At 52.4% G+C, this 14,561-nt stretch carries 8 protein-coding genes; 3 read left to right on the forward strand and 5 right to left on the reverse strand.

What is annotated here, in order from left to right; all coding sequences use genetic code 11:
* Positions 1-3: 3 nt before the first annotated feature.
* Both serS and Q1J43_RS05910 read right to left on the reverse strand, forming a co-directional pair.
* Positions 4-1,284 carry a serine--tRNA ligase gene (serS, locus tag Q1J43_RS05905; RefSeq protein WP_301101475.1) on the reverse strand — a complete coding sequence of 427 codons (1,281 nt, stop codon included), beginning with the start codon at positions 1,282-1,284 and terminating at the stop codon, positions 4-6.
* 2 nt (positions 1,285-1,286) lie between these two features.
* Positions 1,287-2,411 carry a replication-associated recombination protein A gene (locus Q1J43_RS05910; protein WP_301101476.1) on the reverse strand — a complete coding sequence of 375 codons (1,125 nt, stop codon included), beginning with the start codon at positions 2,409-2,411 and terminating at the stop codon, positions 1,287-1,289.
* Positions 2,412-2,457: 46 nt separating this feature from the next.
* Between Q1J43_RS05910 and Q1J43_RS05915 the strand changes: the two genes are divergently transcribed.
* Genes Q1J43_RS05915 through Q1J43_RS05925 form a run of 3 tightly spaced genes read left to right on the forward strand, consistent with a single transcriptional unit; the run spans position 2,458 to position 4,883 of the window.
* On the forward strand, positions 2,458-3,729 hold the full coding sequence (locus Q1J43_RS05915; RefSeq protein WP_301101477.1) for a site-specific integrase: 1,272 nt from the start codon (positions 2,458-2,460) through the stop codon (positions 3,727-3,729).
* Between the two features lie 60 nt (positions 3,730-3,789).
* Positions 3,790-4,452: a PIN domain-containing protein gene (locus Q1J43_RS05920; RefSeq protein WP_301101478.1), complete on the forward strand. Its 663-nt coding sequence runs from the start codon at positions 3,790-3,792 to the stop codon at positions 4,450-4,452.
* A gap of 29 nt (positions 4,453-4,481) precedes the next feature.
* Entirely contained in the window at positions 4,482-4,883 is a 402-nt protein-coding gene (locus Q1J43_RS05925; RefSeq protein WP_301101479.1) for a hypothetical protein, read from the forward strand.
* Between the two features lie 8 nt (positions 4,884-4,891).
* Here the strand turns inward: Q1J43_RS05925 and Q1J43_RS05930 are convergent, their stop codons facing one another.
* From Q1J43_RS05930 to Q1J43_RS05940, 3 genes are read right to left on the reverse strand one after another with little or no spacing between them, the layout of a single operon-like run.
* Positions 4,892-8,197: a DEAD/DEAH box helicase family protein gene (locus Q1J43_RS05930; RefSeq protein WP_301101480.1), complete on the reverse strand. Its 3,306-nt coding sequence runs from the start codon at positions 8,195-8,197 to the stop codon at positions 4,892-4,894.
* A gap of 2 nt (positions 8,198-8,199) precedes the next feature.
* Positions 8,200-11,493 (reverse strand): site-specific DNA-methyltransferase, encoded by a 3,294-nt coding sequence (locus tag Q1J43_RS05935; RefSeq protein WP_301101481.1) that lies wholly within the window; start codon positions 11,491-11,493, stop codon positions 8,200-8,202.
* Between the two features lie 22 nt (positions 11,494-11,515).
* Positions 11,516-14,404, reverse strand: coding sequence for an SNF2-related protein (locus Q1J43_RS05940; protein ID WP_301101482.1), 2,889 nt, complete (start codon positions 14,402-14,404; stop codon positions 11,516-11,518).
* Positions 14,405-14,561 lie beyond the last annotated feature (157 nt).

Genomic DNA, 14,561 nt, shown 5'->3' on the forward strand with positions numbered 1-14,561 from the left:
CCATCACGCGGTGATTTTTTCTCGCCCGCCAAGGTAGGGGCGCAAGACTGCGGGAACGGTAATGCTGCCGTCGGCATTCTGGTAATTTTCCATGATGGCAACCAGGGTTCGGCCAACCGCCAGCCCCGAGCCGTTGAGCGTATGCACCAGTTCGGTCTTGTTCTTGTCGTTGCGCAGCCGCGCCTGCATGCGCCGCGCCTGGAAAGCCTCGAAGTTGGAGCACGAGGAAATCTCGCGATAGGTGTTCTGCGCCGGCAGCCAGACATCCAGGTCGTAGGTCTTGGCCGACGAAAAGCCCATGTCGCCGGTGCACAGGGCGACGCGCCGGTAAGGCAGATCGAGCTTCTCAAGAATGACTTCGGCATGCCGGGTCAATTCCTCATGGGCTGCGTTGGATTTGTCGGCGGCGACAATCTGCACCAGCTCAACCTTGTCGAACTGGTGCTGGCGGATCATGCCGCGCGTGTCCTTGCCGTAGGAGCCAGCTTCCGAGCGAAAGCACGGCGTATGACAGACAAGTTTAAGCGGCAGCGCGTCGTGGGCCAGAATTTCGTCGCGCACGATGTTGGTGACCGGCACTTCGGCGGTCGGGATCAGATACAGCGGCTCGGCATCCGGGCGCAGAATCTTGAACAGATCGGCTTCGAATTTCGGCAATTGCCCGGTGCCATGCATGCTCGCCGCATTGACGAGATACGGCGCATAGACCTCGGTGTAGCCGTGCTCCTCGGTGTGCGTATCGAGCATGAACTGGGCAATGGCGCGGTGCAAACGGGCGAGCGGCCCCTTCATCAAGGAAAAACGGGCGCCGGCAATTTTGGCCGCCGTCGCAAAATCAAGCTGGCCGAGCGCCTCGCCCAGATCAACGTGATCCTTGACCGCGAAATCGTAGCTGCGCGGCGTTCCCCAGCGCCTGACTTCGACATTGTCGGCTTCCGACCTGCCGACCGGTACCGACTCCTGCGGCAGATTGGGAATCAGCGCGACAAAGGCGTCAAAGTCCTTGAGCAATTCGCCGAGACGAAGCTCATTGCCGTCCAGCTCCTCTTTCAGCGCCGCCACGTCGGCCATCACGGCGAAGGCGTCTTCGCCCTTGCCCTTGAGTATGCCGATCTGCTTTGACAGGCTGTTGCGGCTGGCCTGAAGTTCCTGGGTGCGCGTCTGCAGGGTCTTGCGTTCGGCTTCGAGTTTGAGAAAGGTGGCGCTGTCGAGCGTATAGCCGCGCCTTGCCAGCCGTTCGGAAACCGCGTCAATGTTGGTGCGCAGAAGTTGGATATCGAGCATGGTCAGTCCTCAGAGTCTTTTGATTTTTCGAATTTCAGCGCATTGCGATCCAGTTCGCGCAGATGCGCAAGCTTCTCGCCGATCTTTATTTCCAGCCCGCGACCAACTGGTTTATACCAATCGACAGTTGGCATCCCCTCGGGGAAATAGCTCTCGCCGGCGGCATAGCCCTCGCTTTCATCGTGCGCGTAGCGGTAATCCTTGCCGTAGTCGAGTTCCTTCATCAGGCGCGTCGGCGCATTACGCAAATGCAGTGGAACCGGCCGTGAAGCGTCTTTGGCGATGAAAGCACGGGCTGCATTATACGCGACGTAGGCGGCATTCGATTTGGCCGCCATGGCCAGATAGAGCACGGCTTCGGCCAGCGCCAGTTCGCCTTCCGGCGAGCCCAGGCGTTCATAGGTCGCCGCCGCTTCGCCGGCGATCTGCGCCGCGCGTGGATCGGCGAGGCCAACATCTTCCCACGCCATGCGCACGATGCGTCGGGCCATGTAACGCGGATCGGCGCCGCCGTCGAGCATGCGGCATAACCAGTACAGTGCGGCATCGGGATTCGAGCCGCGTACCGACTTGTGCAAGGCTGAAATCTGGTCGTAAAAGGCCTCGCCGCCCTTGTCGAAACGACGCAGGCTCTGCGCCAGCGTACTGTCGATGAAGGCGCCGTCGATCTTTGAACGATTGGCCGTTGCCGCTGCGGTGAGCGTCTGTTCGAGCAGATTGATCAGCCGGCGCGCATCGCCGTCGGCCAGACCGATCAGCCGCGAGCGGGCATCGTCGTCGAATGAAAGATCCTGCAGCGCCCGGGCGCAGGCGCGTTCAAACAGCAATCCCATTTCGTCGTCGGAAAGGGGGTTGAGCACATACACCGAGGCGCGCGACAGCAATGCGGAGTTCACCTCGAACGAGGGGTTCTCGGTCGTCGCGCCGACCAGGGTCAGCAGTCCGCTTTCAACATAGGGCAGGAAGGCATCCTGCTGCGCCTTGTTGAAGCGAACACTAAAGCATTGAACTTTGTTATAAAATAACGACTTACGAAGATTTTTAACTGATTTTCTGGCACAAATTTCTTGAACGCGGCACAAATTTGGCACAAATTTTTTTCTTTGTGCCGTTCCAGCTTTGAGCATTCTGTGGCCGTGCATATTTGCAGCCACACCACACGGAGAAATTCGCATGTCCGTCTATACCGTTGAGTATTCCCGCAAGAACCCAGAGACCAAGCGGAACATCACAGTAGTCAAATACCGCGCCCAGGTAAAGCACAACGGCAAGGCGCATACCAAGCTGTTTGACACCGAGCGAGAAGCCAAGGACTGGGAGGCCCAGAAGGAAAAAGAGCTATCGGGCATGGCTACAGTAGAGAACCTGATCACCGAAGCGAACAAGATCACCATGAGAATGCTCTTGGCGGAGCACTTCAAACAACACCTGTCCAAACAGAGCCCCAACTCCTACAAGACCAATCAAAATCGCAGTCTGCGAGCTATTCCTGAGTTCAAAATTCCCTACGAGCTCATTCACAAGCGGATCAACAAGTACAAGTACAGCAAAACGATTGTGCAGGCAATCATTGAGCAGACCCAAAAAGATTCCTTTGACTACATGAAAGACGGAATTCCGTTTGGGGACTTTTTTGTTGAAACCGTGGATATGCAGCTCATCCTTGCTTACATCAAGGCAAGGAAGGTAAAGGCTAACACCCTACTTCGGGAGCTTTCCACCATTTCTGGTGCCTTCACGCATGCCTACAAATACTTCACTGAATTTGAAGATGGTCTTGAAAACCCCATCAAAAAACTTCCCCGAAACGAGAAGCCAAAACCTGACAACAGCAGAAGAACAATCATCAATGAAGAACAGACATTGAAGATTGCAGAATATCTGAACATGAAGGCAAACCAAGAGCCTTACTATTGCTTTATCCAGTGCATCTATTCAGGTTGTCGCCGTGTTGAATGTCTTTCAATGGAATGGGAAAACATTGACTGGAAAAATCAGACTGTCTTGATCCCAAAGACGAAAAACGGAAAACCCCGTGACATCCCCATTGAGCCTTCTTTCCTTGCATACCTGAACGAACGAAGGAAGGAAAAAGGCAAAGTGTTCAAGCTGACCTACTTCAACATGCGTGCTTACTGGGTTGAAGCAACAAAGCAACTTGGCTACTACGACAATGAAAGAGAACGGCTTTACTTCCACGACACCAGAAGGACTGCCATCACTAACAATCTGCGACAAGCCGAAGGCAACAACTTCAAGCTTGCCAAGGTCTTCGGTTTGAAGACGACCGAGATTGAAAAGCAGAAAACTGCCATTGATCAAGATCTGTCAGGCATCATCCGCAAGCTACAAAATGGCGAGAAGCTGACACCCAAGGAAATCAGCTTGCTGGCAGGTCACAGCAGCACCAATGTGACTAACGACACTTACAACGCAGACAGGTGATGCCTGTCCTGAATGAAGAACTTTTTTTGGCAAAGAAAATCAACAGGAAGATGAAACAATATGACTACAAAACTAATTCTCGTTGACTACGAAAACATCCAGAAGATTGACCTTTCTGTACTGGACGAAACTTACAAAGCCATCGTCTTTGTGGGAGCCAAACAGAATCCGCCCAAAGCATCCAAACAGAAGGCTACTGCCCACCGCTTCAGTCGCGTAGACTTTCACAAGATTGATGGCACAGGCAAGAATGCTTTGGACTTCCATATTGCATTTCAGCTTGGCCGCACAATTGAGACCGATCCGTCCACAGAGTGCTTTGTTCTTTCAAACGACAAGGGCTTTGATCCCCTTCTGTCTCATTTGAACAAGAACGGGTTGAAATGCCGTCGCATCGGAAGCGTAAACGAGCTCGCAACCCAGCCCATTTACACGGCACCAAAGGCAGACGATGTGGTTTGCAATAGGTGTGGAAAGGCCAGCACAATTGAGCATCATGGCGGACGCTGGTGCACAAACTGTGGTTGCTTTGCCAGTCCAGCAGACCCCAAAAAACTACCATCCCGCCAAGCAAATTATCGTGAGCCACAAGTACATGATCACTACGACAGTCGGATCATGGCTGAATGTGGCTGGTGCCACCAGAGAACAGACATGACGGGTGGAATCTACGACGATGGTGAATGGATGTGTGGCAACTGCATCGCAAGGTATGCCAGTTGAGCCATTGGACATGCGAGAGTTACATAGACATGCTAAAAAAAATCTCATACGACCAATTGAACTCACGCCAAAAGGAAAACTACAACTTTCAAAAAGTTGCTGCACACCTTGCCGACTATGGCTTCAATTGCATGTGGCTCAATGATGACTGGCAAGGGGCAGACTTCATAGCCTGTCACATAGATGGCATCACCTTTTTGAAGGTCCAGCTAAAAGGTCGCCTGACCATTGACCAAAAATATGTGGACAAGGACATCTACATCACCTTCTGTGACGCTGGTGTTTGGTATCTTTATCCTCATGACAAGGTAAAAGATGAATTGCTTGCCGAAGGACTTATGGCAGGGTCCAAGTCATGGGAAAACGGTGGCTATAGCTGGCCTTCACTGTCACGGCAAATTCAGAAGTTGATGGCTCCCTATGCTGTTTAACAGACCAGCTACAGCACCCCAGTCCGTTCAAACATTTTCTTCAGGTAAGCCGGCCCACCTTCGTCCATGAAGAGAACATTCCGGTCTTCCAGTTCTTGTTGCTTGCAGGTCACATTCAGCAAATCACCAAAAGCCGTTCCAGACAGGATGAATGCGTTCAAGGTCAGCTTGGGGTCTCCCAGTTTTTCCTGAAGCACCTTCACTTCTTTGAATAGCCCCAACTTCGGATCGGTCAGGTTCATCTGCCGAATGCCCTTCGGATCAATGAAGTTCAGGCACTGCTGCCCCGTTTCTTCATCAACCAGCCAGAGCAGGTAGTCAGGGTAAAAATTGCCCGCCAAGGCAAAACCCAACCCCTTGGCTTTGGTATCGGCGTTGCGCAACAGATAGAGACTTCGCTTACCGATGATCTGCTGCCCCAGTGGCGACTGGTAGAAGGCTTCCAGGTCCCGAACAAACTGGATTTCGCTGGGTGCATCAAAAGCAAGGGGACGCATTTTCAGCGGAACAGCCCCTTCAATGGCGAACAAGGGGTAATACAGGTGGCTGTCAAAACAGATCGCCACCATCTGGCCCGCATTCCACTGACTCGCTTCACCCAGCTTGCCATCCCGTACCAGCTCTTGAAGCACCTTCAGTTTTTTCTCGTAGGCTTCGCCGTCTTCGGTGTCTTCAATCTCAAACTGATAAACCTTGAGCAGCGTGTCATCGTCTTCCTTGACGGTCACGATGTCGTAAAACTGCCCTTCATACGCGGATTTCAACGACTTGTAGAACCTGTCGGTGTAGTCCTGAAGCAGACGGATCAGAATTTCTTCCTGTTTGAGCACGTCGGCAAAGCCCCGAATACTCAGTTCAGATTTCGGGATGAACAGCGTGTACCAGTCATGCTGGTTCAGGCAAAAATCCATCAGACGAGCCCGGTCTAGTCGCAGGTTGCTCCAGCTCCGCAGTTGCTTGAACTCCTGCACCGCCAGGTAGATTCGGTCAAAGTCAAACAGCGCCATGGTTTCGCTGGCAATCTTGCCCATGTGCCGAATATTGCCTTCAGGACCGACACTGCCCTTATCCTGACTGGCCAATGCTTCCAGCTTGGGATACAAGTCTAAGGTGATGTGGGCTTCCTTGATTTTGCCCGCAAACTCAGCAGGCACTTCATAGAGCCACGGATAGACGGTACGCTTGAATCCCTTGATCTGGTTGTCCTTGTAGCCATCCTTCAGCGACAGGGTTTTGAGCTTGCTTTTCGGCAGATTGGGCCGAGTCTCAAAATCCAGTTCAATGATTTCGTCGCTTGGGGTGATCCCTTCTTCTTTCAGGTATTCCTTGAAAGCGGCCATGTAGCCCGCATTCACCCCAAAAATATTCAAGGTTTCCAAGCGTTCAAGGTGGGCACCTTTGGGCCGTTGGGCAGGAGTGCTGCGCTTGAGCGAGTAATCCCGCCCTTTCAGACGAACACCGCGCCCGAACAACTGGATGATCTGGGAACCTTCCCCCTTCCCCATGTTCAGCAGACCCATGGTGGAAACCCGCCAACTGCTCCAGCCTTCGGTGAATTTGCGAGAACCAATCAGGACATGCAACTCGCTGTCCTTGTTGTTCAGCGTCCCGAACACAGACCCGCCGAAGTCATCCGCTTCCGTGTCAAACAACGCCAGGTTTTCGGGCTTTTCGGCTTCCTTGAAAAAGCCTGCATCGTCGCCAATGTTGATCAGGCCGAACGGCTCAGACTCCCCCACCCGCAGGACCAACTCCCCCTTGCTGTTTTTGAGATTGACCACCTTCAGGCGCTGCTTGGCGTCAGCATTGAACAAGAGCTTCAGGATGCCGCTGTACACATCATCCGCAGTGAAAGCCATCAACGGGGTGAAACGGTCATGGAAAATGTTGCGCCCCTTGCCGTCCAGCAAACGCGCCGTGTTAGCCAGCAAATCCTTCAGCCACAGCTTGGTTTTGGCTTCGTCGTTCAGGAACCCCGCAAAGAAACGCAGCACATTCAGGATGTCCGAATCTTCGCCCGATACCGTATTGCCGACGAACACCCACAGGGGTTTTTCAATGTTGAAATCGGTCAGCTTGTCACGGTTCGCCCCCCACAGGTATTGCTGCTGGTAGAAGCTCAACAGGCAGGCCGTGAAGTATTGACGGGCAATGTCTTCCTGGCTGTATTCGTCATCCTTCAGATTCAGGATGAGCGATTCCTTGCCGTAGCCGTCTTCGTAGAAAAACTTGTAGGAGTAGTCAAACAGAATGCTCTTGGCGTACACCTCACGGGTTGCCAAGGTGCGAGCCCGCCGCTTTTCTTCCGTGGTCAGTGTCAAAGCCTGCTTCTGTGACTCATCCAGCTTCTTCAGGTTCGTGGTTTCGAAGAGAACTTTCGCCTTCTTCTTCATCGTCTCGGCTTCGGCTTTTTGCACGGTAAAACCCTTGGCTACCGCCTGACCGAAGGTGGCGGAATACTCAAAGGCAAAACCACCCCGAACCAGCGTTTCACGGCGAGACATCCAGGCCCCGGCTGCGGTGCCCGTGCCACGGTGGCCTTCATCCACCAGCACCAGGTTTTTACCTTCAAAAGCTTCCACGGCAACGGTTTTGTCGCCCATTTCGTCGCCCAGCTTATTGATGTCAATGATCTCAATCGTGCCTTTGAAGACACCACTGCGATTCTTGTCAAACATGCGGCTGAAACCAAAACCCGACAAGTTCAGTTCAGCCAAGTGCTGGCGAGACAAGCCTTCATTCGGCGTGAGCAGAATGATCTTGTCGGGGTAGGCATCCTTGCCGTTCTGAAAGTAGTGCAGATACTGGCGAATATTCACATGCAACAGCAGGGTTTTGCCGCTACCCGTGGCATTCCAGAAGGCGAGCTTGTTCAGCTCGTCAGCCCCAAATGGCTGAAAGCGGTTATCCGCATCGGCCTGCTTGTTGTAGGTCTTCAGTTGCTCGTTCAGGCCATCCAGCAAGGCTTGGGGCTTGTTGAAATACCAGTCCAGATAAATCTCTGTGAAGAGCAGAGACAGATACTGGAAATACTTCATGTTGAGGACGGTGCCCTCAAGCTTGTTACGCCGTTCAGTGATGGCATTCCAGTGCTGGACAATGTTCAGGTCATAGCGACGAAGGTCTTGCTCGCTGAACCGATCCACTTCAAACAAGTTCTGGGTGAGCTCATGGAAAAAGCCGGTTTGCCCATCGTCATCAATGCCTTCATGCCGATCTTCACCCAAGCGAATTTTCAGGCCGGAAAGACTGCCGCCCTTGAAGAAGCCTAACAACCACTGGTTAAGGACAAGCTGTTTGTGAAAGCTGGCCATGGTCAAGCTTCCGTGTTGAACATGCGGGACATGAATTCAGGTTCAATCTGGCGGATTTTCAGGGTTTTGGTGATGCCCCCTTCGGCTTCCGTGCTGGTGAAAACGGCAGGAATGTTGTGATCGCCATTGATGTACACCACATCAAATTCACTGTCGGCAGGATTGATCGTCAATTTCTCACAGACTCGGTTCAGTTTTTCGTAGTCCAGCTTTTCAGCATCGCGCCACAGAACAAGAGCCTTTTCGCCTGTAGGTAAAAAACCTTCAACAGCGACAAAACCGATCCCCATCTGCATGTCTATATGTCTGACCCGCAAGCCAATCAGATAGTTGAAGGTTTCCACCAAGTCTATGGTTCGCTCTTCATAGGCTCCCGCCGAATCCACTGTGACCTTCAGCTTGCAATCAAATGGCTTCTTGAACTGATCCACCGAGAGCAAAGAGCCACGACTTTCAATGTCCAGCATGTAGCGCAACAAGTATTCTTCCTTGGCATCAGCGGGTAAGGACTGAAGCAGGCTTTGCTGTGCTGCTGTTCGGGTCAGTTGCAGGTTATTTAGGGTGTCTTCGTAGCTTTCCAGCTTGACGACCTTAAAGGCATGAGAAATGCCCGCAGTGAGTGCTGTCGGCTTGCCCCCTTTCCAGTCGGGCGAGAAAACGACCTTCTGCATACGCGGCTTGATGACAGTATCAAAATATTCGCCCTGCTCAACCAGAACATATTTCCGGTTGCCCTTGTCTTCACGATTGACGGCAATCACGGCATGTCCCGTGCTACCTGAGCCACCAAAGCAGTCCAGCACGACACTATCCTTCTTCGCAGCATGAAGGATGAAGCGAGAGACAAATTTTGAGTGCTTTGGAGCAAGAAAGACACCAGAACGGTTAAACAAGCCATGTGTCTGCTTCTCGCCGTCGGAATAGTCTGAAAAGACACTCTTCCCCACATTGGTTTCGACTTCATGCAGCATTCGCTTGATGCGCGGCACCTTCTTTTCATCAGGCCCCCAAGCGATACGACCATCGCGGTCCAATGCCTTGAAACTCCGTTTATCTGGACTATCTTCGTCGTCTTCAAGAGCAAATTTCCAACCACTCTTTGGAATAACACAAGGCAAGCCAGTCACAGGGTGAGTCGGTTGATACCAGCGCCAATTTTTGTGACTGGGATCATTCACAGTGGGAGACTGCTTGGTTGCAGGCATTGAAGCATCTCCTTCCTGCCATATCCATATTGCTGCCTTCAGTTCGCGAGCATCTTCTTCTGAAACGAGCCTTCCAGCCGCGTCCCGATATTCCGCTTTGCTGTAGTTGAAGAGCCCCTTCCAAGGATCATTTTTTTGTTCAGTATCCCAATCCAAACCATCGGCTTCAACTTGTTCTCGAAACTCAATTTGGTGCTGTTGGTAAAGCTGTCGGAGTTCTTTGATAATCACTTCAACAGGTGGGTATTCGGGGTTCAGACGAGCAACCAGCTCCATTACTTCAGCGAAGCCCGGTTTCGGCTCACGGAACATATCCTTGTCCTGTTCGGCGATCACTCGATTCTTCGCATAGACAAGGACATACTCATGATTGGTTGAGTAGTTGGGGGCTTGACTGTTGTTTGTGTTCATTGACCAGATGAGTTCTTCAATCTGATTGTCTTCACTGAAAACTTCAGTCAGGATGTGCTCAAGGTTCTGCCGTTCATGCTTATCAATACTGACGAAAATCGCAGCGTCTTGCGACATCAAGGGCGCAATCTTTTCCACCCTGTTGTGCATCATGGTGGCCCATGCCGAGTGCTTGAACGTGTTCTTGTAAGGTATGGCACTGCTTGTGGTGTTGTAGGGTGGATCAATGTAAACACACCGAATCTGCTCTTGATAGCGATCCTGCAACAAATTCAATGCTTGGAAATTATCAGAGTGGATCAACACGCCATCCACCTTTTCATCCAGTCCATCTATGACAGCCAGCAGAGCGGCTTTGAATGCGCTGTCGTACAGTGCCGTATCAGCCATTAGATAAGGATGGGCCTTCAAGTAGCCAACACCTTGGGATTGGGCATCAGCTTCAATCATGCCCAGGTCCAGCCACTGCTGCCACTGTTTCTGGTTATCCGCGATTGCTTGGTAAAGCGTTTCTGGCAAACGATCAAGGGTTACACAGTAGTTCGTGCTAACCACAAATTTTTTCTTCAGCCAAAGTCGCTTTTGAAACTCTTCCAACTGACCCAAGAATGCAACCAAATCATGAGCAATGGCGCGAAGAGTCTGGATCAGGCGAAGTGATTTTTCAATGTCGGCGAATTTCTCGGCATCTTGCACATCGTCAAGGTGCATGACTTCATTCTTGATGTAGAAATCCAGTTCCCGGCGCAGGAATGACCCCAAGTCTTTATGAACAAAGTAGTCCGCTGAATTCTTAGTGGTGTAGCTGGTCAGGCACTTTTCCAGCAGGGTTCTCTGGGGATTTTTTTCTGTTGGCTCTCTTTTGCTCAGGTCTAACCACCTTGCCGAGACGATAGGATCGGACAGTATCTTGCTCACCGCATCGCTTACAAGAGCATCCTGTTTTGAGCCTTTGGGCATGACTTTATAGTTAAAGCGAATGACGAGTTCACCATCCACTTCTTCCACAGGATTGATCTCTTCTTGAATCTGTTCTCCATCAGCATCTACGACGGTGCGAGTGTGTGACTCAACAAGGACAAAGCGCCGCTCCTTATCGTTATCCTTGCGGTTGTCTTTGGCGGTATCCGCCGCTATCAAACGGAACTTGACCGTGCGATCGTCATCCAGCTTGAAGCCATAGTTGGAGAAGTTCTCACCGCTCTTGGTGTAATACTGGTCCTTATCAGCCCAATGAAGCACCACTTCTTCCCCAGCATAGGGAATGGCATAGGTATCGCCCTTGTAGCGCCGCTGGCTGATGAAGTCCCCCTTGTCGTAGTAGCGGGAAAAGAAGGTCAGCAAATGGGTGAAAACGGCATTCTCATGTTCTGCCCCACCTGAACCCAGATCAGCAATCTTCTGCCGCAGTTCCTTCACCTTCGGCACATTGTCAGGGTCCATGCCGTCAGCCCGATACTGGGCTTCCTTGTCCTTCAGCTCTTTTTGCAGGGCTTCCAGGTTGCCAGCACCAGAGGCGGCAAGGCTTTCAACGACTTTTGCCTTCAGTCCGTTCTCAAGATAGTCATTGATCTCACCCACACGGGCATTGAGAATCCGATAGACACCAAAGTCCAGCTCAGGACGGTCAATTTGAAAAATCTCTTTCAGCTTGCGAACCAGATCATCGTATTTGCTCATGCTCTCGCTCATTCAATCGTTGTTAGACCACTGCCCACGCTAGGGAGAACAGGGTTTGGGATTCGGTTTTTTGGGTCAGACGTTTTTCCAGCGACTCAATCAGGGCATCCCGTTTCTCTATGATGTCGTCTTCCACCTGAAAGATTTCTTGCCGCTGTCGCCGTTGCTGCTTTTCCAGCTTCTGGATGCGTTGCTGTATCTCGTGCTGCTCATCCAGGTTCGTGGCAAGCCTAGCCTGCCGTTGTGCTACCTTGATCTGCTCTTTGGTGTCCCGCAGGGCTTTTTCCGCCGCCAGCACCAAGTCATCGGCCCATTTTTCCAGCTTCTCACGGGCATCATTGAAGTGTTTGTTGTTCGCTTCCAACGACTGGCTGATGGTGGCTTTGGCGTGTCGCTGGGACTCTGCCGCCAGTCTCGCCACCACCGAGTCAGGGATTGTCGTCGGAACAGCACTGTCAGCCATGCAGTTGAACAACTTTTCGCAGGTTTCTTGCTCAAGGGGCGAGCCGTCCGCATCCAGGGCCGAGAACAGCAAATATTCTTCACGCTCGTAGCTGTCTATGGCCAAGGCGGTCAGGGTCAAGTAGCCCTGCTTGCCGCGCAGAGACTCCACCAGGTGCAGGCGGGTTGGGTGCTGGCTGACATTGAAAACCACCTTGGCAACAGGCGTGTCCAAAACCTTGGCTTGATCAATCACATACTCGCCCAACGGGTGCGACAGCCGGTAGAGGTAAGTGCCGTAGTCGGGGTCATCCTTCTCTATGGACTTGGGCCCTGACTTGGAAATCAGGTGATAGCGACCGGCAGGGATGCTTTGTGACGGTGGCTTGGCAATATCAAAAGCAAGGTTTTCGTCATCAAACCGGGCTTGGTCACGGAGCATGAACTGAGTGACTGACCAGAAGCGCTTGCTGAATTTGTCTAGCTGGGCCTTGGTGTCCGACAACTGGACCCGCAACCGTTCATGGACATCTTCGTCAAAGTTTTCAAGCAGCATCTTGCGGGTGTCGCTCATCCTTGCTTGGATGCGCTCGTCCATTTCAGCTTGCAGGGCTTTGAAGGCCGTTTCGATTTCTTCTGGGGTTCGACATTCCTGATAGATGGTCAGGATGCGTTTCTCAAAATCCACCCCCGATTCAATACTGCCAAGGACTTCATCGGATGCCCCGAAAACCCCGTTAAACAGGTTGAATTTTTCGGTCAGCAGTTCTAGCACGCGGCGATCTGCTTGGTTGCGCTCGTTCAGAAAGTTGATAACCACCACATCATGCTTCTGGCCGTAGCGGTGGCAACGGCCAATTCGCTGTTCAACCCGCTGGGGATTCCAAGGCAAGTCATAGTTGATGACCAAGGAGCAGAACTGGATATTCACCCCTTCCGCCGCCGCTTCGGTGGCGATCAGGATGGTGCCCTTATCCCTGAAATGCTCAATCAGGGCCGTCCGAATATCAATGTCACGGGAGCCAGCGATCCGCCCAGTGCCTTGGTTGGCGATCAGCCATTTCTCATAGATGGCGGTGGCTTCAGGGCTGTTGTTGGTGCCACTGAACAGAACCACTTGCCCGGCATAGCCGTTCGCTTCAAGGTAGTCCTTCAGGTAAAACTGGGTTCTGCGGGACTCAGTGAAGATCAGCGCTTTTTTCTGCGCCCCCGTCACCGCCATCTGTTGAAAGCCAATGTCCAAAGCAGACAACAGGGTTCTGGTTTTGGTATCGGTGCCGATGCTTCGTGCCAATGCAGCCAACTCAGCCAGCAGGCGAATTTCTTCACCGAGCTGCTTGCGGTCTATGTCTTGTGGCGGCGTTTCACCGTCTTCTTCAAGGTCATCCAGTTCCAGTATCTCGTCCAGCAAATCGCCTTCAATGTCTTCGTCAGCAATCAGTGACTCGGCAAAGTCAGGGTCATCCTGCAATTTTTCATCGCGCAACGCTTCCAGCCGCACCTTCATGGTTTCCAAGGTGCCAGCCACTGCCAAGGACGAAGAAGCCAGCAGTTTGCGAAGGATCAGTTCGGTCAGGTGTCGTTGCCGATGCGGAATGGCATAGCTGTTGGGACGGGTCAGAAATTCACTGACCGCTTCATAGAGCCTGTGCTCATCATCCGTCGGGCTGAAGGGACGAGTGATCGCCTTTCGCTCTGTGTAGCGGATGTATTCAGTGACCTGATTGCGAAGGGTGCGACGGCAAAATCCCGACAGCCGTTCTCGCAGACCTTCCAAGTCCCCCCCAGCCGACACATACTGGCTGCGGAAGGCATTCACATCACCAAAAATGTGATCGTCAATCAGCGTCGACAGCCCGTATAGCTCAAGCAGGGAGTTTTGCAGGGGGGTTGCCGTCAGCAGCAGCTTGCGACAGTCTTCAGTGGCCCACCGCAACCCCTGACCAATTTTGTTGCTCTCACGGTAGGCATTGCGCAGCTTGTGGGCTTCATCAATGACGACCAAGTTCCACTGAATCGCCTTCAGCTCATCCCGAATTTTGTTTGCATAGTTGTAGGACAGCACGACAATGGCTTTTTGGGTCAGCGGTGACTTGCCTTGCTTCAGGAAATCACGCGAGGTCTTGGCATCCAGGACCACGGCGGGCAAGTTGAATTTTTCTTCCAGTTCAAGCGCCCATTGCTTGCGCAACGAGGCAGGACAAATGACCAGCAGACGGCGCCGCCGCTCAGACCAATACTGGCAAAGGACGATCCCCGCTTCAATGGTCTTGCCCAAACCGACTTCATCCGCCAGCAGCACCCCCTTGGAGAGCGGCGACTTCAAGGCGAACAGGGCCGCTTCAATCTGGTGGGGGTTCAGATCAACACTGGCGTCAAACAGGGACTGGGAGAGCCTACCTACATCATTGGGAGCGTGCCGCCTGGTCAGCTCGTGAGCAAAATACTTGGCATGGAAGGATGTGATCATGTCCCTGAACTGTCTAGTTATATGTTCAACAAGGGGACACCGCCCCACTAGGAACCGGGCACGTCAGCATCCGATGCAACGGCACAGCGTCATTCTAAGCCACTACCCCTTGTCATAGAAGTCTTGACAAGCCTGTCATCATGCAAAAGTACAAGTT

The organism is Propionivibrio sp. (assembly GCF_029255185.1).
Lineage (GTDB): Bacteria > Pseudomonadota > Gammaproteobacteria > Burkholderiales > Rhodocyclaceae > Propionivibrio.

Coding starts and splice junctions, on each gene's coding strand:
- serS (WP_301101475.1), bottom strand. CDS start 1,284: ATGCTCGATATCCAACTTCTGCGCACCAACATTGACGCGGTTTCCGAA.
- Q1J43_RS05910 (WP_301101476.1), bottom strand. CDS start 2,411: ATGCTCAAAGCTGGAACGGCACAAAGAAAAAAATTTGTGCCAAATTTG.
- Q1J43_RS05915 (WP_301101477.1), top strand. CDS start 2,458: ATGTCCGTCTATACCGTTGAGTATTCCCGCAAGAACCCAGAGACCAAG.
- Q1J43_RS05920 (WP_301101478.1), top strand. CDS start 3,790: ATGACTACAAAACTAATTCTCGTTGACTACGAAAACATCCAGAAGATT.
- Q1J43_RS05925 (WP_301101479.1), top strand. CDS start 4,482: ATGCTAAAAAAAATCTCATACGACCAATTGAACTCACGCCAAAAGGAA.
- Q1J43_RS05930 (WP_301101480.1), bottom strand. CDS start 8,197: ATGGCCAGCTTTCACAAACAGCTTGTCCTTAACCAGTGGTTGTTAGGC.
- Q1J43_RS05935 (WP_301101481.1), bottom strand. CDS start 11,493: ATGAGCAAATACGATGATCTGGTTCGCAAGCTGAAAGAGATTTTTCAA.
- Q1J43_RS05940 (WP_301101482.1), bottom strand. CDS start 14,404: ATGATCACATCCTTCCATGCCAAGTATTTTGCTCACGAGCTGACCAGG.